This window comes from Shewanella sp. MM_2022_3, assembly GCF_022557375.1.
GTDB lineage: Bacteria > Pseudomonadota > Gammaproteobacteria > Enterobacterales > Shewanellaceae > Shewanella > Shewanella xiamenensis.
The window spans coordinates 55,188-72,435 of the sequence record NZ_JAKZGV010000004.1 but is presented as its reverse complement, the minus strand read 5'-3'; the positions used below and the strand labels follow the sequence as shown (position 1 = coordinate 72,435).

The 17,248-nt window shown below is 46.5% G+C and carries 14 protein-coding genes; 5 read left to right on the top strand and 9 right to left on the bottom strand.

Going from position 1 to position 17,248, the window contains the following annotated elements:
• The first annotated feature begins 4 nt into the window (after positions 1 to 4).
• A complete protein-coding gene (gene cyoE / locus MMG82_RS03915; protein WP_241406490.1) occupies positions 5 to 937 on the top strand; it encodes a heme o synthase in 933 nt (310 codons plus the stop codon).
• A gap of 125 nt (positions 938 to 1,062) precedes the next feature.
• Here cyoE and MMG82_RS03910 read toward each other — a convergent pair whose 3' ends face one another.
• Positions 1,063 to 1,635 carry a hypothetical protein gene (locus MMG82_RS03910; protein ID WP_241406489.1) on the bottom strand — a complete coding sequence of 191 codons (573 nt, stop codon included), beginning with the start codon at positions 1,633 to 1,635 and terminating at the stop codon, positions 1,063 to 1,065.
• Positions 1,636 to 1,748: 113 nt separating this feature from the next.
• Positions 1,749 to 2,495 carry a class I SAM-dependent methyltransferase gene (locus tag MMG82_RS03905; RefSeq protein ID WP_241406528.1) on the bottom strand — a complete coding sequence of 249 codons (747 nt, stop codon included), beginning with the start codon at positions 2,493 to 2,495 and terminating at the stop codon, positions 1,749 to 1,751.
• A gap of 271 nt (positions 2,496 to 2,766) precedes the next feature.
• Here MMG82_RS03905 and MMG82_RS03900 point away from each other — a divergent pair, with 271 nt between their 5' ends.
• Complete coding sequence (locus MMG82_RS03900) at positions 2,767 to 5,031, top strand: EAL domain-containing protein (protein ID WP_241406488.1); 2,265 nt, start codon at positions 2,767 to 2,769, stop codon at positions 5,029 to 5,031.
• 92 nt (positions 5,032 to 5,123) lie between these two features.
• Positions 5,124 to 5,969, top strand: coding sequence for a 23S rRNA (adenine(2030)-N(6))-methyltransferase RlmJ (gene rlmJ, locus MMG82_RS03895; protein ID WP_172590705.1), 846 nt, complete (start codon positions 5,124 to 5,126; stop codon positions 5,967 to 5,969).
• A 111-nt stretch (positions 5,970 to 6,080) separates the two neighbouring features.
• On the opposite strand, the gene MMG82_RS03890 is transcribed toward rlmJ, so the two are convergent.
• Genes MMG82_RS03890 through MMG82_RS03880 form a run of 3 tightly spaced genes read right to left on the bottom strand, consistent with a single transcriptional unit; the run spans position 6,081 to position 8,446 of the window.
• Positions 6,081 to 6,803 carry a lytic transglycosylase domain-containing protein gene (locus tag MMG82_RS03890; RefSeq protein WP_037423814.1) on the bottom strand — a complete coding sequence of 241 codons (723 nt, stop codon included), beginning with the start codon at positions 6,801 to 6,803 and terminating at the stop codon, positions 6,081 to 6,083.
• Positions 6,803 to 7,831, bottom strand: a complete 1,029-nt coding sequence (locus MMG82_RS03885; protein WP_172588792.1) for a DUF3137 domain-containing protein — start codon at positions 7,829 to 7,831, stop codon at positions 6,803 to 6,805. Before MMG82_RS03885 ends, MMG82_RS03890 begins: the two co-directional genes overlap by 1 nt.
• Positions 7,832 to 7,879: 48 nt before the next feature.
• Positions 7,880 to 8,446, bottom strand: coding sequence for a LemA family protein (locus MMG82_RS03880; protein WP_037423819.1), 567 nt, complete (start codon positions 8,444 to 8,446; stop codon positions 7,880 to 7,882).
• 477 nt (positions 8,447 to 8,923) lie between these two features.
• Here MMG82_RS03880 and MMG82_RS03875 point away from each other — a divergent pair, with 477 nt between their 5' ends.
• Positions 8,924 to 10,531: an AbgT family transporter gene (locus MMG82_RS03875; protein ID WP_241406487.1), complete on the top strand. Its 1,608-nt coding sequence runs from the start codon at positions 8,924 to 8,926 to the stop codon at positions 10,529 to 10,531.
• 97 nt (positions 10,532 to 10,628) lie between these two features.
• On the opposite strand, the gene MMG82_RS03870 is transcribed toward MMG82_RS03875, so the two are convergent.
• The 4 genes from MMG82_RS03870 to MMG82_RS03855 all read right to left on the bottom strand — a co-directional run bounded on the left by MMG82_RS03870 (position 10,629) and on the right by MMG82_RS03855 (position 15,684).
• Positions 10,629 to 10,949, bottom strand: a complete 321-nt coding sequence (locus MMG82_RS03870; RefSeq protein ID WP_229777818.1) for a hypothetical protein — start codon at positions 10,947 to 10,949, stop codon at positions 10,629 to 10,631.
• Positions 10,950 to 10,981: 32 nt separating this feature from the next.
• Complete coding sequence (locus MMG82_RS03865; RefSeq protein WP_172590706.1) at positions 10,982 to 11,257, bottom strand: hypothetical protein; 276 nt, start codon at positions 11,255 to 11,257, stop codon at positions 10,982 to 10,984.
• Between the two features lie 134 nt (positions 11,258 to 11,391).
• Entirely contained in the window at positions 11,392 to 14,526 is a 3,135-nt protein-coding gene (locus MMG82_RS03860; protein ID WP_047535559.1) for an efflux RND transporter permease subunit, read from the bottom strand.
• A 9-nt stretch (positions 14,527 to 14,535) separates the two neighbouring features.
• A complete protein-coding gene (locus tag MMG82_RS03855; RefSeq protein ID WP_037423834.1) occupies positions 14,536 to 15,684 on the bottom strand; it encodes an efflux RND transporter periplasmic adaptor subunit in 1,149 nt (382 codons plus the stop codon).
• Positions 15,685 to 16,452: 768 nt separating this feature from the next.
• On the opposite strand from MMG82_RS03855, the gene MMG82_RS03850 reads away from it, so the two are divergent.
• Positions 16,453 to 17,199, top strand: a complete 747-nt coding sequence (locus tag MMG82_RS03850; protein WP_099458477.1) for a TorF family putative porin — start codon at positions 16,453 to 16,455, stop codon at positions 17,197 to 17,199.
• The last annotated feature ends 49 nt before the right edge of the window (positions 17,200 to 17,248 follow it).

Below are 17,248 nucleotides of genomic sequence, written 5' to 3'. Positions count from 1 at the left end.
GCAAATGAACACACAAGCTAGATTGACATCGACGCAATGGAAAGCACGCTTCAAAGGGTATGTGCAGGTGACTAAGCCTGGCATCATTTTCGGGAATCTGATTTCCGTTGCTGGCGGCTTCCTATTGGCCGCGAAGGGCGATGTGGATCTGGTCTTGATGCTGGCAAGCTTAGTGGGATTATCCTTAGTCGTCGCCTCAGGCTGTGCGATTAATAACTGTATTGACCGTGATATTGACGCCAAAATGCAGCGCACCTGCAAACGCGTCACCGTCACGGGCGCAATCCCCCTAAGCCATGTCTTGCTGTTTGGCATCGCCTTAGGCGTGCTTGGATTTGGCATCTTAGCCTTGTTCACCAATGCCTTAGCCCTGCTGTTTGCCGCGATTGGTTATGTCGTTTATGTCGGGATTTATAGCCTCTATATGAAGCGAAACTCGGTTTACGGCACCTTAGTCGGCAGCTTTTCGGGCGCAGTACCGCCCGTGGTGGGCTATTGCAGCGTGACGGGGCAAATGGATATGGGCGCAGTGATTTTATTGCTGATGTTCAGTCTCTGGCAGATGCCACACTCCTACGCCATCGCGATTTTCCGCTTTAATGACTATGCAGCCGCGAAGATCCCCGTGCTGCCCGTCGCCGAAGGGATGGCCAAGGCGAAGCACCATATAGTGCTCTATATCGCAGTGTTCGCCTTGGTCAGCACCATGCTGCCACTTGCAGGTTACACAGGCACAGCCTTTATGGCCGTGACCTGTGCCACCAGCCTCTGGTGGCTAACTATGGCCCTCAAAGGTTATCGTCAAGATGTGGATATGCCACGTTGGGCCAGACAAGTGTTTGGTTTTTCAATTATTACCATCACAGCACTCAGTGTAACCATGGCGCTGGATTTTCAAGCGGTCAGTCAAACCCCACTGTTTACCTTAGTGCGATAAACATAACCTTTATTCAAAAACAAAAGCGCTAACCTAGGTTAGCGCTTTTTTATTAGAACATTTTTGAAAGCACCATGCAGTCTCGATGAAAGCATCGTCGCAGTTATACACAGACTTTATGATGTCTAGTTGCAGATCTCAGTGATCAGTTGATAGTTTGGATCTTCGGTCTTAACAAAATTACCTTTATCCTCAACAATATCAAACAGTTTAATTGTGCACTGATCTTTTCCATTAATCTTATCCACAAAATACTGAGCTTCGTAATTTGCTCCAGCTTTGGGCGTAAAACTGACTTTTTTCACACAATAGGTATAACCATCAATTCGCGTGTTAGCGCCGTCAACCCATACACCAGCAAAATAGAAAGAAAGCGGCACTCCCGCCTCTACTTTTAACTCAGTTTGTTGCTTTTCATGGACATCAGAACGATACAATGGCATCCCGATTTTTCGTCCAGCTTGGCGATCAGCCAATAAATTCGCTTTCATACCCAATACAGCAATTTCACCACCTCGAATGAAATTATGCTTGATACAACCTTCAGTGTTATCAATCCATACAGACGTATTAGCGCTGTCAGTCGATAAAACACGAAGCGAGGCGGTTTCCTTTCCTGAAGCAACTTTATAGCCACTAGTTGCACAAGCCGTTAAAACTGAGGACATTAATAAGACAGATATTGTCTTTAACTTCATAATATTTCCTTTTATATAAAGCACAAATAAGATTGTGCAATCCGCCAAGAATGCACAAAATTAGTCACATCAAATAGTTAAATGATTTCAATCGAATAAAAAACGAATGGAACTTACGACTTCATTGCCGATTTCACATAGACATCGAAGCGGTTTTTCTTGGTCTCTATAACCATACTGGGCTTAACACCGGCGAGATCTTCGGCATAATCGGGGCGCTTCACCACCACACGCTTACTGGCTAGGGCCATGGCGGGGGCGAGCAATCCATCGGCGTCGAGGTCTGCACCGACTAAGGTTTGAAAGACCCGCATTTCCTTTTTAACTAAGGCCGATTTGTCGCGGTGAGGATACATTGGGTCGAGGTAGACGACATCGACCTCTTGCTCCAATTTTGCGAGTGCTTCGAGGCTGGAACCATGGAAAAGCTGCATACGTTCACGCATCCAGTCGCCGATTTCGGCATCTTGATAGGCACGGCGCAGGCCATCTTCTAATAATGCGGCCACCACAGGATGGCGCTCTACCATAGTCACAGTGCAGCCCAAACTTGCCAGCACAAAGGCATCGCGGCCGAGGCCCGCAGTGCCATCGACAACTTTTGGCGTAACGCCCTGCTTTAACCCGACAGCCTTAGCTATCGACTGCCCACGACCGCCACCAAACTTGCGTCTATGGGCAACCGCGCCAGTCACAAAATCCACTACTATGCCATCGAGCTTAGGCTCATCACGCTTATGTAGCGTCAAGGTGTCTGATTCAAAACGCAATTCGAATGGCGCATCGGCATCAAACACCAGTTGCCAGCGGGCACAGATGTCCACAAGAGTTGGAAATTGCTGATTAAAAAAGACTGGAATAGACAAAGGGATCACTGTTTAACGGGGAGAAATTGCGGCCATTATGCCAAAGAACCGCCTTGATGAACATGCAAGCAAATCCCCCCATTTACGAGTTTCTGCTTATTGGTCAATTTGTCTAACTCATCCGACATAAGCTCAAACATGAATCACATTGTAATCTACTGATTTATAGAGGTTATAATCTATTTGTGTAACAATTAAGCGATTTATGTTATATGTCTTATCCCCAGTCAACCTTAGCGACTTCCGTATGGAATAAGGACAATCTTTGCTTAACTGGCTGAAAGGTTTTTTGTTTATCAGGGAGCAAGATTTTTTAAACCCCGATAGAACCATATTAAAAACCAGTTTATTGCGGATTATTTTGCTGAGTGGCGCCGTTCTGACCACCAGCATAGTGCTGCATAGTTCGTTGATCGCCTATCAGCTAAACCTCAGTTTTATTATTGGCATTACGGTCAGTTTTTTAACTGTGCTATTTCTTGCCTTATGGTTTACGCGCAAATATTTACTGGCGAGTTCTATCAGCTTACTGGTAATGGTGGTTGCAGCCTGTTTGTCTATCTTATTGTTTGTGCCAAATTTCAATTTGTCGCAGGCGGGTATTACTTTTCTGTACACGCTGCCTTTAATGGCACTCTTTTTGTTTGGCAGAAAAGTCGCCTGCTGGATGATGTGCTTCAATGTGTTGCCTTTTTTATTGTTGCTGCGTAACCAAAACCTTCCGCCCATTGTCGATGTAGATATTAGCCTGCCCGCGACCCACGCCTATCTCAACGGGCTGCTGTTTATGTTTTTTAATATCTGCATCCCCTTATCGGCAATGCGGTTGTTAAAAACTCAAAAAATCCATGCACAGCAGATGATTAGGCATCAAAAAGCACTGCAACGCACCCTAGACCAATATGCTGAAATATTTGACAACAATGGCACAGCGTCTTTCTTCTGCAATGAAGAGGGCACGATCCTCAATCTAAACAATGCTGCCAAAGATATCGCCGCGAATGTCCAACTCAACTGCACCCGTCTCTGTGATATTTTTGAACTGAGCGAAGACACTAGCGTTAATTTACTTGCAGCATCATTTCAGACCCGTCTAAAAAATAATGACAGCAGCCGATATCTCCTGCAAAAAGCGTCATTAGAGCACCACGATACTCTGCTATTTCACTGCCACGATATCACGGCACAGGCCAACCACGAGCTCGAAGTTAATCGGCTCAAAAAACACCATATCAGCACCCATTTTTATGATTTAGTCACGGGCTTACCCAACGAGAACCACTGGTATAACCCGACGCCAAGTGTGGCCCACCAAGAAATGACGGTAGCTTTGGTTAAGATTGATAATCTGAGCCAAATCAACGCTGCTTTTGGAATAAGTGTCGGGGACGCTATCCTAAAAGCCTTTGCCTTAGAGCTTAAAGAGCGCTTCGGCCATCAAGCAAAAATATATCGCTTTAGAGGAGCATCCTTTGCCCTGGAATTTACCGAACAGCCACTCATCTCGCCAGAGACGCTCGCACCGCAATTACGTCTTCGCATTCCAACAAGTTTAAAACTTAAGCAAGAACAACAGATTGACTACCATTTAGAGTGCCGCGTTGGCTGCAGTTCAGGCCATAAATCCGCGCCACAGCAAGCCGCCGAGCAGTGCTTGATTGCCATTAAACAAACCACCCAAACCACCCCGGTTATGGTGTATTACGTTGGTTTGATTAACAATTTACTTGAAGCCTCCTCGCAAGAAAGCAAAATCCGCGATGCATTAAAACACAACCGACTCGAAATGTGGCTACAGCCAAAAGTGTTAGCCGATGGCCATATTGTCAGCTTTGAAGCGCTCGCCAGAATGTTCGATAAAGACGGCAGCATGATCATGCCAAGCACCTTTATCCCCATTATAGAGTCGTCACAATTACAGGCGATTTTTGCGATGAAAGTGCTTAGACAGTTACTCCAACTGATCCGCTCTTGGCCAAAAAATGTCCCTATGGTCAGGATAGCTTTCAACTTGTCAGGGCAAGATATACTGTCGGATCGCTTCTTTAAAGTCTTGATCCAAACCTATATGAATCATCCTGAACTCATCCCATTATTAGAAATTGAAATTACAGAAACTTCAGTATTTTCAACATATAAAGAAACTGGCAGACGTTTAAACACTCTTGCTCGTATGGGCGTATCCATTGCGATTGACGATTTTGGCACTGGCCATGCGTCACTAAGCCAGTTAATCGATATCAGTGCCGACACCATTAAGATCGACCGTTACTTTGTGAGTCAGCTAGGTATTAGCGAGCGCCATACTCAAATTGTCAACGCCGCAATTTTATTAGCTAAAAGTTTAAATCTGAATGTCATTGCAGAGGGGATCGAAACCGAAACGCAATTAATGCAACTGACCGCACTAGGGTGTGAACAGTTTCAAGGTTACTTATTTGGTAAACCTGCCCCCGCTGGGCTTTGGCTAAAAACCTTCCAGATGCAAACCCCTTCACATTGGCTAGCTCATAAAAAACGGGCGAAGTGAGGCATTAATTTTACGCCATAGGGCATCCTAGGTATAATTGCCGACATGCATTTGCCTCCCTTTGCTTTGTTTGCAAATAACTAGGATCCCCCATGTTAAGTTACCGTCACGGTTATCACGCCGGCAATTATGCCGATGTGCTGAAACACGCTATGTTGCTGCAAACCTTGCAGTTAATGCATAAAAAAGACAAACCGCTCGTGTATATCGACACCCATGCGGGTGCAGGCGGTTATGCGTTAACGGATGAGTTTGCCCAAAAGACAGGTGAATATCTCGACGGGGTAGCAAAACTGTGGGACAAAACCGATCTGCCCAAATCCTTGCAAGATTATATAGATGCGGTGCGTCATTTTAATGAAGACAATCCAGAAGAACTGAACTTTTACCCAGGTTCGCCAGCCTTTATCGATATGGATCTTGGGCCAAAGGATCGTATGCTGCTACACGAGCTGCACGGTACCGATCATCTGCTACTGGATGAGTATTTCGAACAAGATAAGCAAGTTAAAGTGATTAAAGGCGATGGCTTAAAAGGGCTGATTGCCGCAGTACCGCCACTAGAGCGCCGCGCACTGGTACTTGTTGACCCCAGTTATGAGATTAAGACCGACTATCAAACAGTGGCCGACACGTTAATCAAGGCGCACAAACGCTTTGCCACGGGCGTATTTATGATCTGGTATCCGGTAGTCAACCGCGCGCAAACAGAAGAAATGCTCTCCCGCTTAGCCACTAGCGGTATTAAGCGCCAACTGCGTATCGAGCAAGCCATCAAGCCCGATTCTAACGAGTTTGGCATGACAGCCGCAGGACTATGGGTGATCAATCCACCTTGGCAACTGGATGAAATTGCAACCGAAGTGCTCGATTACTTAGGTAAAACCTTAGGCCAAGCAGATGGTCATGTCAGCGTAAAATGGGAAGTTGGCGAATAAGCTCAGCCAGATTGGCTTCAACATTATGAAGCTGCAACATAGCGCAGCGGATACTTTACTTGTCCCGCTGCGTTTGTTGTTAAAGCAGAATATCGATAGTTACAGCGAACCTTATACCTTAGTGCTGCGGTAACGCTTGAGCAGAATTTGCACCCGTTCTACGTAGGCTTGGGTTTCTGGATAGGGCGGAATACCGTTGTACTGAGTCACAGTTGTAGGCCCAGCATTATAGGCCGCACAGGCCAGCGCAATATCCCCATTGAACTGTTTTAGCATTTGCGCCAAATACTTACTGCCACCGAGAATATTCTCCTCTGGCAAAAAGGCATTAGTCACACCCATCTCTTTGGCGGTTTCGGGCATCAATTGCATTAACCCCATAGCCCCCGAGCGGGATATCGCTCTAGCATTAAATGCTGACTCAGCATGGATAACCGCACGGATAAGTGCAGGATCTAACCGATGTTTATGGGCCGCGCGGCTGATTAAACTCTCGTAATTACGGGTAAACAACCGAATACCATTCCAATCGATAGTCGAGTCTGGGCGACAAGCAAAGCAATCGTACAGTAGGATCTGGTAATCGCTGCTCGATGGCGCTTTATCGGTAAAAACCGTTACGCCATTGGCCTGTTGATATTGATAAACCTTAAATTTTTCTTGGCCTTCCGCGCTGACGATGCCACTGTCAGAATAGCGCGCCACAATGCGCGGCTTAGTCGGTTTGACCTCTTCGGCGAACACGGTTGCAAAGCTCCCCCAAGTTAACAATAAGCCGAGCCCATATAGCGCAATCGACTTAAGGTAAGTAGGTGGTTGGTGCATTGCTATCATCAAAGTCCCGTGTATTCGTTTAGTTTAAGTATTTCAATAATAGCAAAGAGTTGCTTCATCTCACGGTTTAACTGGCTAAATTCTGTCGAAAAATTCGCACTATCAAAGATAGAGCGCATTTGGAAACGACTCCTACGATTGGGCAAAAATAGGATCAGCCGGTTGCGAAAGAAGGCACATTGGATATCACCAGCAAAGACCTTTGCCAGTTGCTGTAATCGCTCCATAAAAGCGGTGTTGAGCAAATAACGTGATTCAATTTGATCTGTTGAAAACACATCAAACTCTTTTTCAAACAAGGGGTCTTCTAGTCGCACTCTTTGCAGCCCCGAATGACTGTCGGATAAGAAATTCGCTAATCCGCCACGATCCTTTAATACCACGGTATGGCCGATAAACTGCTTGTGACTACTGAGCTCGACCACAGTGCCGCGAAAACGGGTTTCAGTGCGGGTTACGGTTCTGCGTTTATTACCGTCCCACTCTTCCACTCGCACATCTTTGGTCAGGGTTAACTCATTGACGATTAGTTCTACGCCTTTGTATTGACCGTGAATATAGTCACCAAAACTCACCTTGTCGTAATGAGGTAAGACTTTTGCCGCCGAGAGCCGATTTATATCAAGGCGCATCTCGCGATTGTAGATAAAGTCTTCACCAAAATACTTAAACATGATGGGATAGATTTCTTGCTGCACTTGACGCGTAAACTGCCTTGTCGGGGTAAAACTCCAAAAACCTAATAACAGTAGTGCAATGATTGGTAGCGGAAACAACACCAGCCCACGGCTATGTCCCAATATCGTTAATAGTACGAGCCCTGCAACAATCACTAAACTGAGATACAAGCGTTGACGTGTTGCCTTCAGGCTTGCTACGCGCTTGGTTTCATAACGGGCAGCAAGCGGTGCAAGGTGGGAATCATAATACTGTTGCAGCGACTCCCTATCCGCAGGCTCTGCCGACAGTTTTACCGTCTGTCGCTGGGCCTTGATGGGACTACCCAAGATAAAGGTGAGTATATTCATTGAGATCGTTATTTTACGGGGGCATTTTGCCCCCGCAAATATTAAAGATTACAGATAATCTGCGGCGTCTATTGGTGCTTTAGATGCCTCACTGACTTCATAAAATGGCATCACTTTAATCTTAGCCATTGACGCAATAATCGACCCAGGAAAAATTTCAACGGCTGTATTTAACTCCGACACCGCTGAGTTATAGAAACGACGAGCCGCCGAAATATGTGCTTCGACCTCGTTATAGGTTTGCATGGCTTCAAGCATAGTGTTGTCGGACTTCAGCTCGGGATAGTTTTCAACATTAACCATCAAGGTAGCCATTTTGTCGTTTAATTGCTCGGCTTGTGCAATATGCTCTTTAACCGCATTGGGGTCAGTCTTGTTGTAATGACGGGTTAATTGCGTGCGTAGCTCAGTAATTTCAGTGAGCAATGACTTTTCATGATCCATAAATCGCTTGGCGATTTTGAGGATATTGGGCACGAGATCGGCGCGTTTAGCCAACTGCACATCGATCCCCGACAGAGCCTCAAGGGCGGTATTGCGCTTTTTGACTAGGCTGACATACCAAAGATAGGTCACGATAAAAATCAGCGCTAATCCCAGTAACAGTTTGTCCATCTTCCATCCTTAGTGTTTATTATTGTTTTTAATGGCTACAGCTAACCATAAATAAGCAAGAATTTCATCTAAAGCGTTAGCTAGTGCAATGAAATGTTATCTTTTACTGCACAGGTAAGAGCATCTGACCCAAGATTTTTTGTGACAAGATTAAACCCGAATTGATTGAAAACATTCAGCTTGGATACAGAAAAACTAAGCTATAGTTAATTTGCACAACGTTTAGAGCAACCTTTTTGCTCGTGAATACTGGACTCCCCGTGAGTCCATTTTTTTATCCAAAATCTGCCTACATACTGCTCTAGCCACATTTAAGTTTTATTTAAAGCACAAGCATCATACTTTTCGGCCAATTTTTTCACTTTTACCTTAGCGTTAATCCAATCACTTGAGCGAGAGGCTCCTCAGCCAAGTCACGCCGCATCGATTCAGCTCACGGATAAAAAATGCGCTAGCAAAGGTCGACAGAGGCAAGGCATGAGTTTGAAATCCAATCATATTCCCATAAAGACACAGCCCCCACATGACATCAGCTCAAGTGGCTGGTTTGTACGCTTTCTGAATATTGTCGAACGGTTAGGTAATTTATTGCCACACCCTATTACCCTGTTTGCTCTATTTTGTGTCGCCGTGATTCTGGTGTCTGGCATTGCTGGCTACTTTGAGTTGACGGTGGCCGATCCACGCCCCGAGGGCGCCCACGGCCGAGGTGCCGATGGACTTATCCATGTGGTCAGCCTGATGAATGCCGAAGGCTTGCGGATGATAGTGTCCAACTTGGTCACTAACTTTACCGGTTTTACCCCCTTGGGCACGGTTCTGGTTGCCCTACTGGGTGTGGGTATCGCCGAGCGTTCAGGACTATTATCCGCCGCCATGCGCGCACTCGTTATGGGTGCATCTAAGCGTTTAGTGACAGTGACTATCGTGTTTGCGGGAATTATGTCAAACACCGCGGCAGAGCTTGGGTATGTGGTATTAATTCCCATGGCGGCGATGATTTTTCATTCCTTAGGCCGTCATCCGTTAGCAGGCTTAGCCGCGGCATTTGCAGGAGTATCAGGGGGATACAGCGCAAATCTGCTGCTCGGTACTGTCGATCCACTGTTATCGGGCATAACTGAAGCGGCGGCGCGGATGATCGACCCCGACTACAACGTCGGCCCTGAGGTTAACTGGTACTTTATGTTTGTCTCGACCTTTGTGATCACTTTCCTCGGCGCCTTTGTAACCGAGAAAATTGTCGAGCCGAAACTGGGCAAGTATCAGGGAGATGATGCCGATGAAAGCGTGCATCAATCCATGGGCAATATCACTGAGCTGGAAAAACGCGGCCTCAAGTGGGCGGGGTTATCTATGCTGGTGCTAGCGGTAATCCTTGCGCTGTCAGTCGTGCCAGAGGGTGCACCACTGCGCGATCCTAAAACCGGTCTGGTTTCGGGCTCACCCTTCCTCAAAGGCATCGTCGCCTTTATCTTTATCTGTTTTGCAATCCCGGGTTTTGTCTACGGCAAGCTCGTTGGCAGCATTAAAAACGATAAAGACGTTATCAATGCCATGTCGCACAGTATGAGTACAATGGGACTGTATATAGTACTGGTGTTCTTTGCGGCACAATTTGTGGCCTTCTTTAACTGGAGTAATCTCGGCGCCGTGTTAGCCGTGCTGGGCGCAGATGCCTTGCAATCCATAGGGTTAACAGGGCCAATCCTGTTCCTGTTTTTTATTATGCTGTGCGGCTTTATCAACCTAATGCTGGGCAGTGCTTCAGCACAGTGGGCCATTACCGCGCCCATTTTTGTGCCCATGCTGATGTTAGTTGGCTATGCGCCCGAAACCATTCAAGCGGCCTACCGTATTGGGGATTCGGTAACTAACTTAATCACGCCAATGATGAGTTATTTCGGATTGATTTTAGCGGTGGCCTGTCGCTATCAGAAAAACCTCGGCATAGGCACACTGATCGCCACTATGTTGCCTTATACCTTAGTGTTCTTCATCGGCTGGACGGCGTTTTTCTTTCTGTGGGTATTCGGTTTTGGTTTACCAGTAGGGCCAGGGGCAGCAACTTACTATACGCCTTAGGCACGAGTGATGCCTGAAGCACAAGTTTAACTTTCGCGAGGTTGATTAGGGCGTCGCAGCTAGTCTCGGCGCCTTTTTCATGGACAGATTTAACGGGCTAGTCGTACAACCATTCCATTAAAAAGCCACAAATCAGTAAGAAAACCCCAAAGTTAAATACCATCGTTTGTAATTTCGACTTAGGCGACTTATCGTCGGCTTGGGTCATGACCTGACTTAACGGTGTAAAAAACATATTGGGTTCGAGTCCCATGCCGATAAAAAATACCGCTACGGCAACACTACGGATGAGCTCGGGGACGACAAGCTGCTTAAGATAAAACTCATAAGCACCATAGGCCAAAATGCCAATAGCGATAGCATGGCAAATCATCGCTACGACAAGTTGCTTAGTGATAAGACTGCTCACCGATGACACGATTTTGCTCCTACGCCAGCGCTATGTATTGATTATGGACAACATTTGCCGCGCAGTTTATCTCTTCTGTGATTTAACTGCATCCATAGCGTCCAACCAAATAGCACGCCGCTCGCGGGATAAATATATAGTGCGACTTTCATTGCCTGCCAAAATGGCGTCTCAGCGGTGAAGTATTGAAACCCCGCCACCAAAAGTGACGTCACACTCCCCCAATACAGTACGCCAATCACCAAGATGAAATACCACTTTCCCTTTGCGAGAGATGCCTCTAATTTGATTAATTGATCCTTACTGACTGCCGACATCACCTGCTCCCTTTTTATCTTGACTCATTTAATATGCCCGAATTGATTCAAGGTAGCTATCCATCCTTATAACGATAATATTTTTCGCCCAACAAAAAGCCCTGTAAATACAGGGCTTTGATTAAAGTGTTAGATTACTCCGCCGATGTTGGCTTTTCGTCTTTCGCTTTTCTCTCTCGCTTACTAAAGATCCGCTCAACAATAACGAAGAACAGTGGCACGAAGAAGATACCTAAGAACGTCGAACTCATCATACCGCCAAGTACACCAGTACCGATGGCATTCTGGCTACCTGAACCTACACCCGTACTAATGGCTAACGGCACAACCCCTAAACCAAACGCGAGCGATGTCATCAGAATCGGACGCAAACGCACACGTACAGCATGTAACGTCGCTTCAACCAGACCCGCCCCTTTCTCGTAGAACTCTTTCGCAAATTCCACAATCAAGATGGCGTTCTTGGTTGCCAAGCCAACAGTCGTCAGCAGACCTACTTGGAAGAACACGTCGTTTGGCAAGCCACGGCCATTCATCGCCAGCAGGGCACCGATAATACCTAGCGGAACCACTAGGATTACCGCAAACGGAACTGACCAGCTCTCATACAGTGCAGCCAATACGAGGAAAACCACCAGAATCGACAACGCATATAGCGCAGGCGCTTGGTTACCCGATAAACGCTCCTCATAGGATAAGCCGTTCCACTCGATGCCAAAGCCCGGTGGTAACTGTTTAACTAGGTCTTCCATAATATTCATGGCCGCACCAGTACTAAAGCCAGGTGCTGTTGCGCCTTGAATATTCACCGCAGGTAAACCGTTAAAACGTTCTAGACGTGGTGAGCCGTATTCCCAAGAACCTGTCGCAAAGGCTGAAAACGGCACCATATCGCCCTTGTTGTTACGCACATACCAAGTGTCTAGGTCTTCTGGCTGCATACGGTATTGAGCATCACCTTGCACAAATACCTTTTTAACACGGCCTCGGTCGATAAAGTCGTTAACATAAGAACCACCCCAAGCCGTTGCCAACACACTGTTAACGTTAGCAATCTCAACGCCTAATGCGCTCAACTTAGCATGATCAATGTGCAATTGATAAATTGGCGCATCTTCCTGGCCATTAGGGCGAACCCCCACAAGGTTTGGATTTTGAGCTGCCATACCCAGCAATTGATTACGCGCCGCCACTAACTTATCGTGACCTTGGCCGTTTTTATCTTGCAGGTACATATCGAAACCATTGGCCGTACCCAACTCGATTACAGCTGGCGGTACGAAGGCGAATACGAAGGCTTCTTTCATTTGGCTGAATACACCCATAGCGCGGCCAGCAATGGATTGAACATCCATACCTGGCGCTTCACGCTCTGACCAATCCTTCAAGCCAACGAAGGCAATACCCATGTTCTGGCCTTGACCCGCAAAACTGAAGCCCGCCACGCTAAATACCGACCTTACGCCTTCTTCAGCCATAAAGTGATCAGAGACTTTCTCTAACACTTTCATGGTGCTTTCTTGGGTAGAGTTGGTTGGCAAAATTGCCTGCGTGAACAAGATACCTTGGTCTTCGTCTGGTAAGAATGCCGTTGGCATGCGCATGAAAATCCAGCCCACTGCCACCACTAATGCAGCGTAAATCATCATGACCCTGAAGCCACGCTTCACAATGCCAGCCACGCTCGATTCGTAACGGTTCGTTAAGCGATCGAAACCACGGTTAAACCAACCGAAGAAACCCGTTTCGATATGGCCATGACCCTTCTTCAACGGTTTGAGCATCGTCGCACAGAGTGCGGGGGTTAAAATCAAGGCCACCAGCACAGACAGCGCCATCGCAGAAACGATAGTGATCGAGAACTGACGGTAAATTACCCCAGTAGAACCCGACATAAACGCCATAGGTACGAATACCGCAGACAAGGTCAGACCGATACCGACTAACGCGCCAGTAATTTGATCCATCGACTTACGGGTCGCTTCGAGTGGACTTAAGCCCTCTTCGGCCATCACCCGCTCAACGTTTTCAACCACCACAATCGCGTCGTCCACGAGTAGACCAATCGCCAGTACCATTGCAAACATGGTGAGGGTGTTGATGGAGAAGCCCGTTGCCGACAGAATCGCAAAGGTACCCAGCAATACCACAGGTACTGCAATTGTTGGAATTAAAGTCGCACGGAAGTTCTGCAGGAAGAGGTACATGATGACGAACACCAGTACGATCGCTTCAAGCAGAGTGTGGACTACGCCTTCAATCGATTTATCAACGAATGGCGTTGTATCGTAGGGGTAAACCACATCTAACCCAGCAGGGAAGAAGGGACGCAACTCTTCCACTTTAGCGCGAACCGCTGCCGCCGTATCTAAGGCGTTAGCACCGGTTGCCAGCTTAATCGCAATACCCGAGGCAGGTTTACCGTTATACAGAGACTCTACGGCATAACTTTCTGAACCCAACTCGACACGCGCCACATCACCCAAGAACACGTTCGCACCCGACGTATCGGATTTAAGAATAATCTTGCGGAATTGTTCTGGCGTTTGCAGACGACTCTGTGCCGATACGGTCGCGTTTAGCTCTTGTCCTGGCAGTGATGGCGTACCACCGAGTTGACCAGCAGATACCTGTGCGTTTTGCGCGCGGATAGCACTCACCACATCTAAGCTAGTGAGGTTATATTGAGTCAGTTTCAGCGGGTCTAACCATATACGCATCGCGTACTGAGCACCGAAAATCTGAATTTCACCCACGCCCGGTACACGGCTCATAGGATCTTGGATGTTAGCGCCCACATAGTCGGCGATGTCGCCCTTGTCCAAAGAACCGTCGGTCGATACGAAGCCCAATACCATAAGGAAGCCAGAGCTTGACTTGTTAACGTTAACCCCTTGAGATTGAACCTCTTGTGGTAACAAGGTCATTGCGCCCTGTAACTTGTTTTGTACCTGAACCTGCGCGATATCCGGATCGGCCTCAGCGTTAAAGGTTAAGGTAATCGATGCGTTACCAAAGCTATCACTGGTTGAAGCGATATAACGTAGGTGGTCGATACCCTTCATACGTTGCTCAATCACCTGAGTTACTGAGTCTTCAACGATTTTGGCCGATGCACCTGGATAGTTCGCACTGATCACTACTGTCGGTGGCGCAATACTGGGGTACTGCGAGACTGGCAGGGATCGGATCGATAAAATCCCCGCCAACATAATGATTAAGGCGATCACCCACGCAAAGATGGGACGATCAATAAAAAAACGTGCCATAGCTATGCCCTATTTTGCTTGGGTTTCAGAAATAACTTTGGTGGTGACTGGTGCACCTGGACGGATCTTTTGTAATCCTTCCACAATCAACTTATCGCCCGCTTCTAAACCAGCAGTAATACGCCATTGATTGTCGATAACTTCCGCTGTGGTAACAATTTTTGCTTCCACTAGACCTTGATCGTTCACCACCATCGCCACGGCCTGACCCTTAGCGTTACGGGTAATGGCTTTTTGCGGGACTAGAATGGCTTGAGGATCGGTACCGGTATTCAATACAGCACGAACATACATGCCAGGCAGTAAGATGCCATCTGGGTTAGGGAACTCGGCGCGTAGGATCACTGAGCCAGTATTTTCATCCACGCTCACTTCAGCAAATTGCAGCTTACCGTTGTGACCATAAATCGTGCCGTCTTCTAAGACTAACTGCACGTCAGCGTTGTCCGCCGCCTGCAGCTTACCTTGCTTCAGTTTGGCTTTTAGGCGTAACAGCTGAGCACTCGATTGAGCGATATCCACATTGATAGGATCAAGCTGTTGAATGGTTGCCAGAGTTTGGCTTTGGTTAGCCGTGACTAGCGCACCCGCTGTTACACTCGACTTACCGATACGGCCTGAAATCGGCGCTAATACTTCAGTGTATTGAAGATTGATTTTCGCAGTATTGATTGCCGCTTCTGCTACAGTCACGCTGGCCAGCGCTTCTTTGTAAGCGGCTTCGGCTTCGTCGAAATCTTGTTTACTGATCGCGTTAGTTTTAACTAACTGCTGATAACGAGCCGCTTTTGCCTTAGCAGAAGCAAGGCTTGCATTTGCTCGAGCTAAGTCAGCATTTGCACTGACAAGTGCGGCTTTATAAGGCGCAGAATCAATTTGATAAAGAGATTCGCCTTGCTTCACATTGCCGCCTTCGACAAAGCTACGCTTAGTGATAATGCCATTCACTTGAGGACGAACTTCGGCTTCAAGAAATGCCTTGCTACGACCCGGTAACTCGACTTGGATAACCTGTGGCTTAGCTTCCACTTTAATTATCCCAACTTCCATGCTCTGCGGCCCCGCGCCGCCATGAGCGGCTTTATCCTCTTGAGGGCTACAAGCTGCCATCCACAACGCCACGCTGATTACTGAGGCAAGTTTAATTGTCTGCCGCATGAGAACTCCTTTAAATTTTAACGCCACCGTGTTCACACAATATGGATGATTTCACGGCCATAATTATAACTAAAATCAAAGCTATTACTTATCGTATACCCTATAAGGATCAACAAGAAAGATAAACAAACAAAAGTGTAAACTAATGAAAATATTCACACCTTTGCCAATACCTTATTAGTAGAATTGTTATCCTATTTAAGAAGTATGTTAACTGTAGATAAGATTGTTAGCGTTATACGATACAAAGCACTTATTCAGCCTACTCTATATCAAAAATGTTGCAAACATGTTTGGCGACACAAATGTTTATACTCGATTAACCTGAGTAAACATTTATTTGATACAGCTAGGGCATATTAGCACAAGCTTTTACATAAGGTTTTGTGCATATATAACCCTTGTGTGGTCATATTGGATCAAGCATGGAATGACCATACCTTGCTATCCGAATGCATACTATTGCTACGTAAATCCTTGTTACAAATGGGTCAGGGAAACGAATAGATATTCAAACCTTTGGACGCGACATTTTATGACCAAGCGTTGTATAGCGCAAATTGGATATTACATTTTGCACCCCATTTAATGAAACTCAGCTTCCCAAAAAAATGCAGTTTTATAAATTACGCTTTTATTGACCCTGTTATTTCGCTGCTTATTCACATTCATTCATATCTTTTCGTTATTGGTTCATCCCAGGCGGCACCGCTATTAACAATTTATTTTTACGATATAGGTGCGCTAACAATTTCCAATCACTTTGAGATGATGATTATGAAGACTCGTACTAAATTGCTGCTCACTGGGGCGTTACTTTCTTTGGCGGCCAGCTCCCACGCTGCTGAAGATAATCAACTCTTTGGTGGCACCCTTAACGGCAATGTTAATTTTGCTTCGGACTATGTGTTTCGTGGTGAATCCGAGACCTTAGATGGCGATATTCCGGTCGTCCAAGGCACATTAAGTTGGAACCACAATCAAGGTTGGTATGCTGGGGTATTTAGCTCCAACATTAAGTTTGCTGACCCAAACTTAGAAATTGTTACCGCGCCTTTTATTGGTAAAGCGGGAGAGTTTGGCGATTCTGGCTTTACCTATGATGTCATGCTGTTTTCATACCTTTACCCCGGAGCTTCCTATTCCAACTACACCGAATTATGGCTAAAAGTGGGTAAACAATTCGGTCGAGCCAATCTGCAACTCGAAGTCACCCCAACGGTGGATGACTGGTTTGGTGTCGATGGCTGGCACGGGGTGAACTACGCTCTACACCCCAGCTATAGCTTTGACAACGGTGTAAAAATCTCAGCATCTGTGGGTTATCAAGATCTCACTGGTGATGGCGCCGAAGGTTGGGGCCACTGGAACATAGGTTTAAGCAAAGCCTATTACGGCCTTAACTTCGATTTACGCTACCACGGCAGCACTGTCGACACTGACCATAAAGTCTATGGTACACAAACTGAAATCTTCGATGACAGAGTCGTCATTGGGATCAGTAAAAGTTTCTAATCCTGTTTTTTGCTTATACGTTCATCCCGCTGCTTCCCTGCAGTACTCC

Bases quoted from the DNA above. Each gene is read 5' to 3' on its own strand.
- MMG82_RS03880 (WP_037423819.1), bottom strand. From the start codon at position 8,446: ATGGACAAACTGTTACTGGGATTAGCGCTGATTTTTATCGTGACCTAT.
- MMG82_RS03865 (WP_172590706.1), bottom strand. From the start codon at position 11,257: ATGTCGGCAGTCAGTAAGGATCAATTAATCAAATTAGAGGCATCTCTC.
- MMG82_RS03885 (WP_172588792.1), bottom strand. From the start codon at position 7,831: ATGAATATACTCACCTTTATCTTGGGTAGTCCCATCAAGGCCCAGCGA.
- MMG82_RS03855 (WP_037423834.1), bottom strand. From the start codon at position 15,684: ATGCGGCAGACAATTAAACTTGCCTCAGTAATCAGCGTGGCGTTGTGG.
- MMG82_RS03850 (WP_099458477.1), top strand. From the start codon at position 16,453: ATGATGATTATGAAGACTCGTACTAAATTGCTGCTCACTGGGGCGTTA.
- MMG82_RS03890 (WP_037423814.1), bottom strand. From the start codon at position 6,803: ATGATAGCAATGCACCAACCACCTACTTACCTTAAGTCGATTGCGCTA.
- cyoE (WP_241406490.1), top strand. From the start codon at position 5: ATGAACACACAAGCTAGATTGACATCGACGCAATGGAAAGCACGCTTC.
- rlmJ (WP_172590705.1), top strand. From the start codon at position 5,124: ATGTTAAGTTACCGTCACGGTTATCACGCCGGCAATTATGCCGATGTG.
- MMG82_RS03860 (WP_047535559.1), bottom strand. From the start codon at position 14,526: ATGGCACGTTTTTTTATTGATCGTCCCATCTTTGCGTGGGTGATCGCC.
- MMG82_RS03875 (WP_241406487.1), top strand. From the start codon at position 8,924: ATGAGTTTGAAATCCAATCATATTCCCATAAAGACACAGCCCCCACAT.
- MMG82_RS03910 (WP_241406489.1), bottom strand. From the start codon at position 1,635: ATGAAGTTAAAGACAATATCTGTCTTATTAATGTCCTCAGTTTTAACG.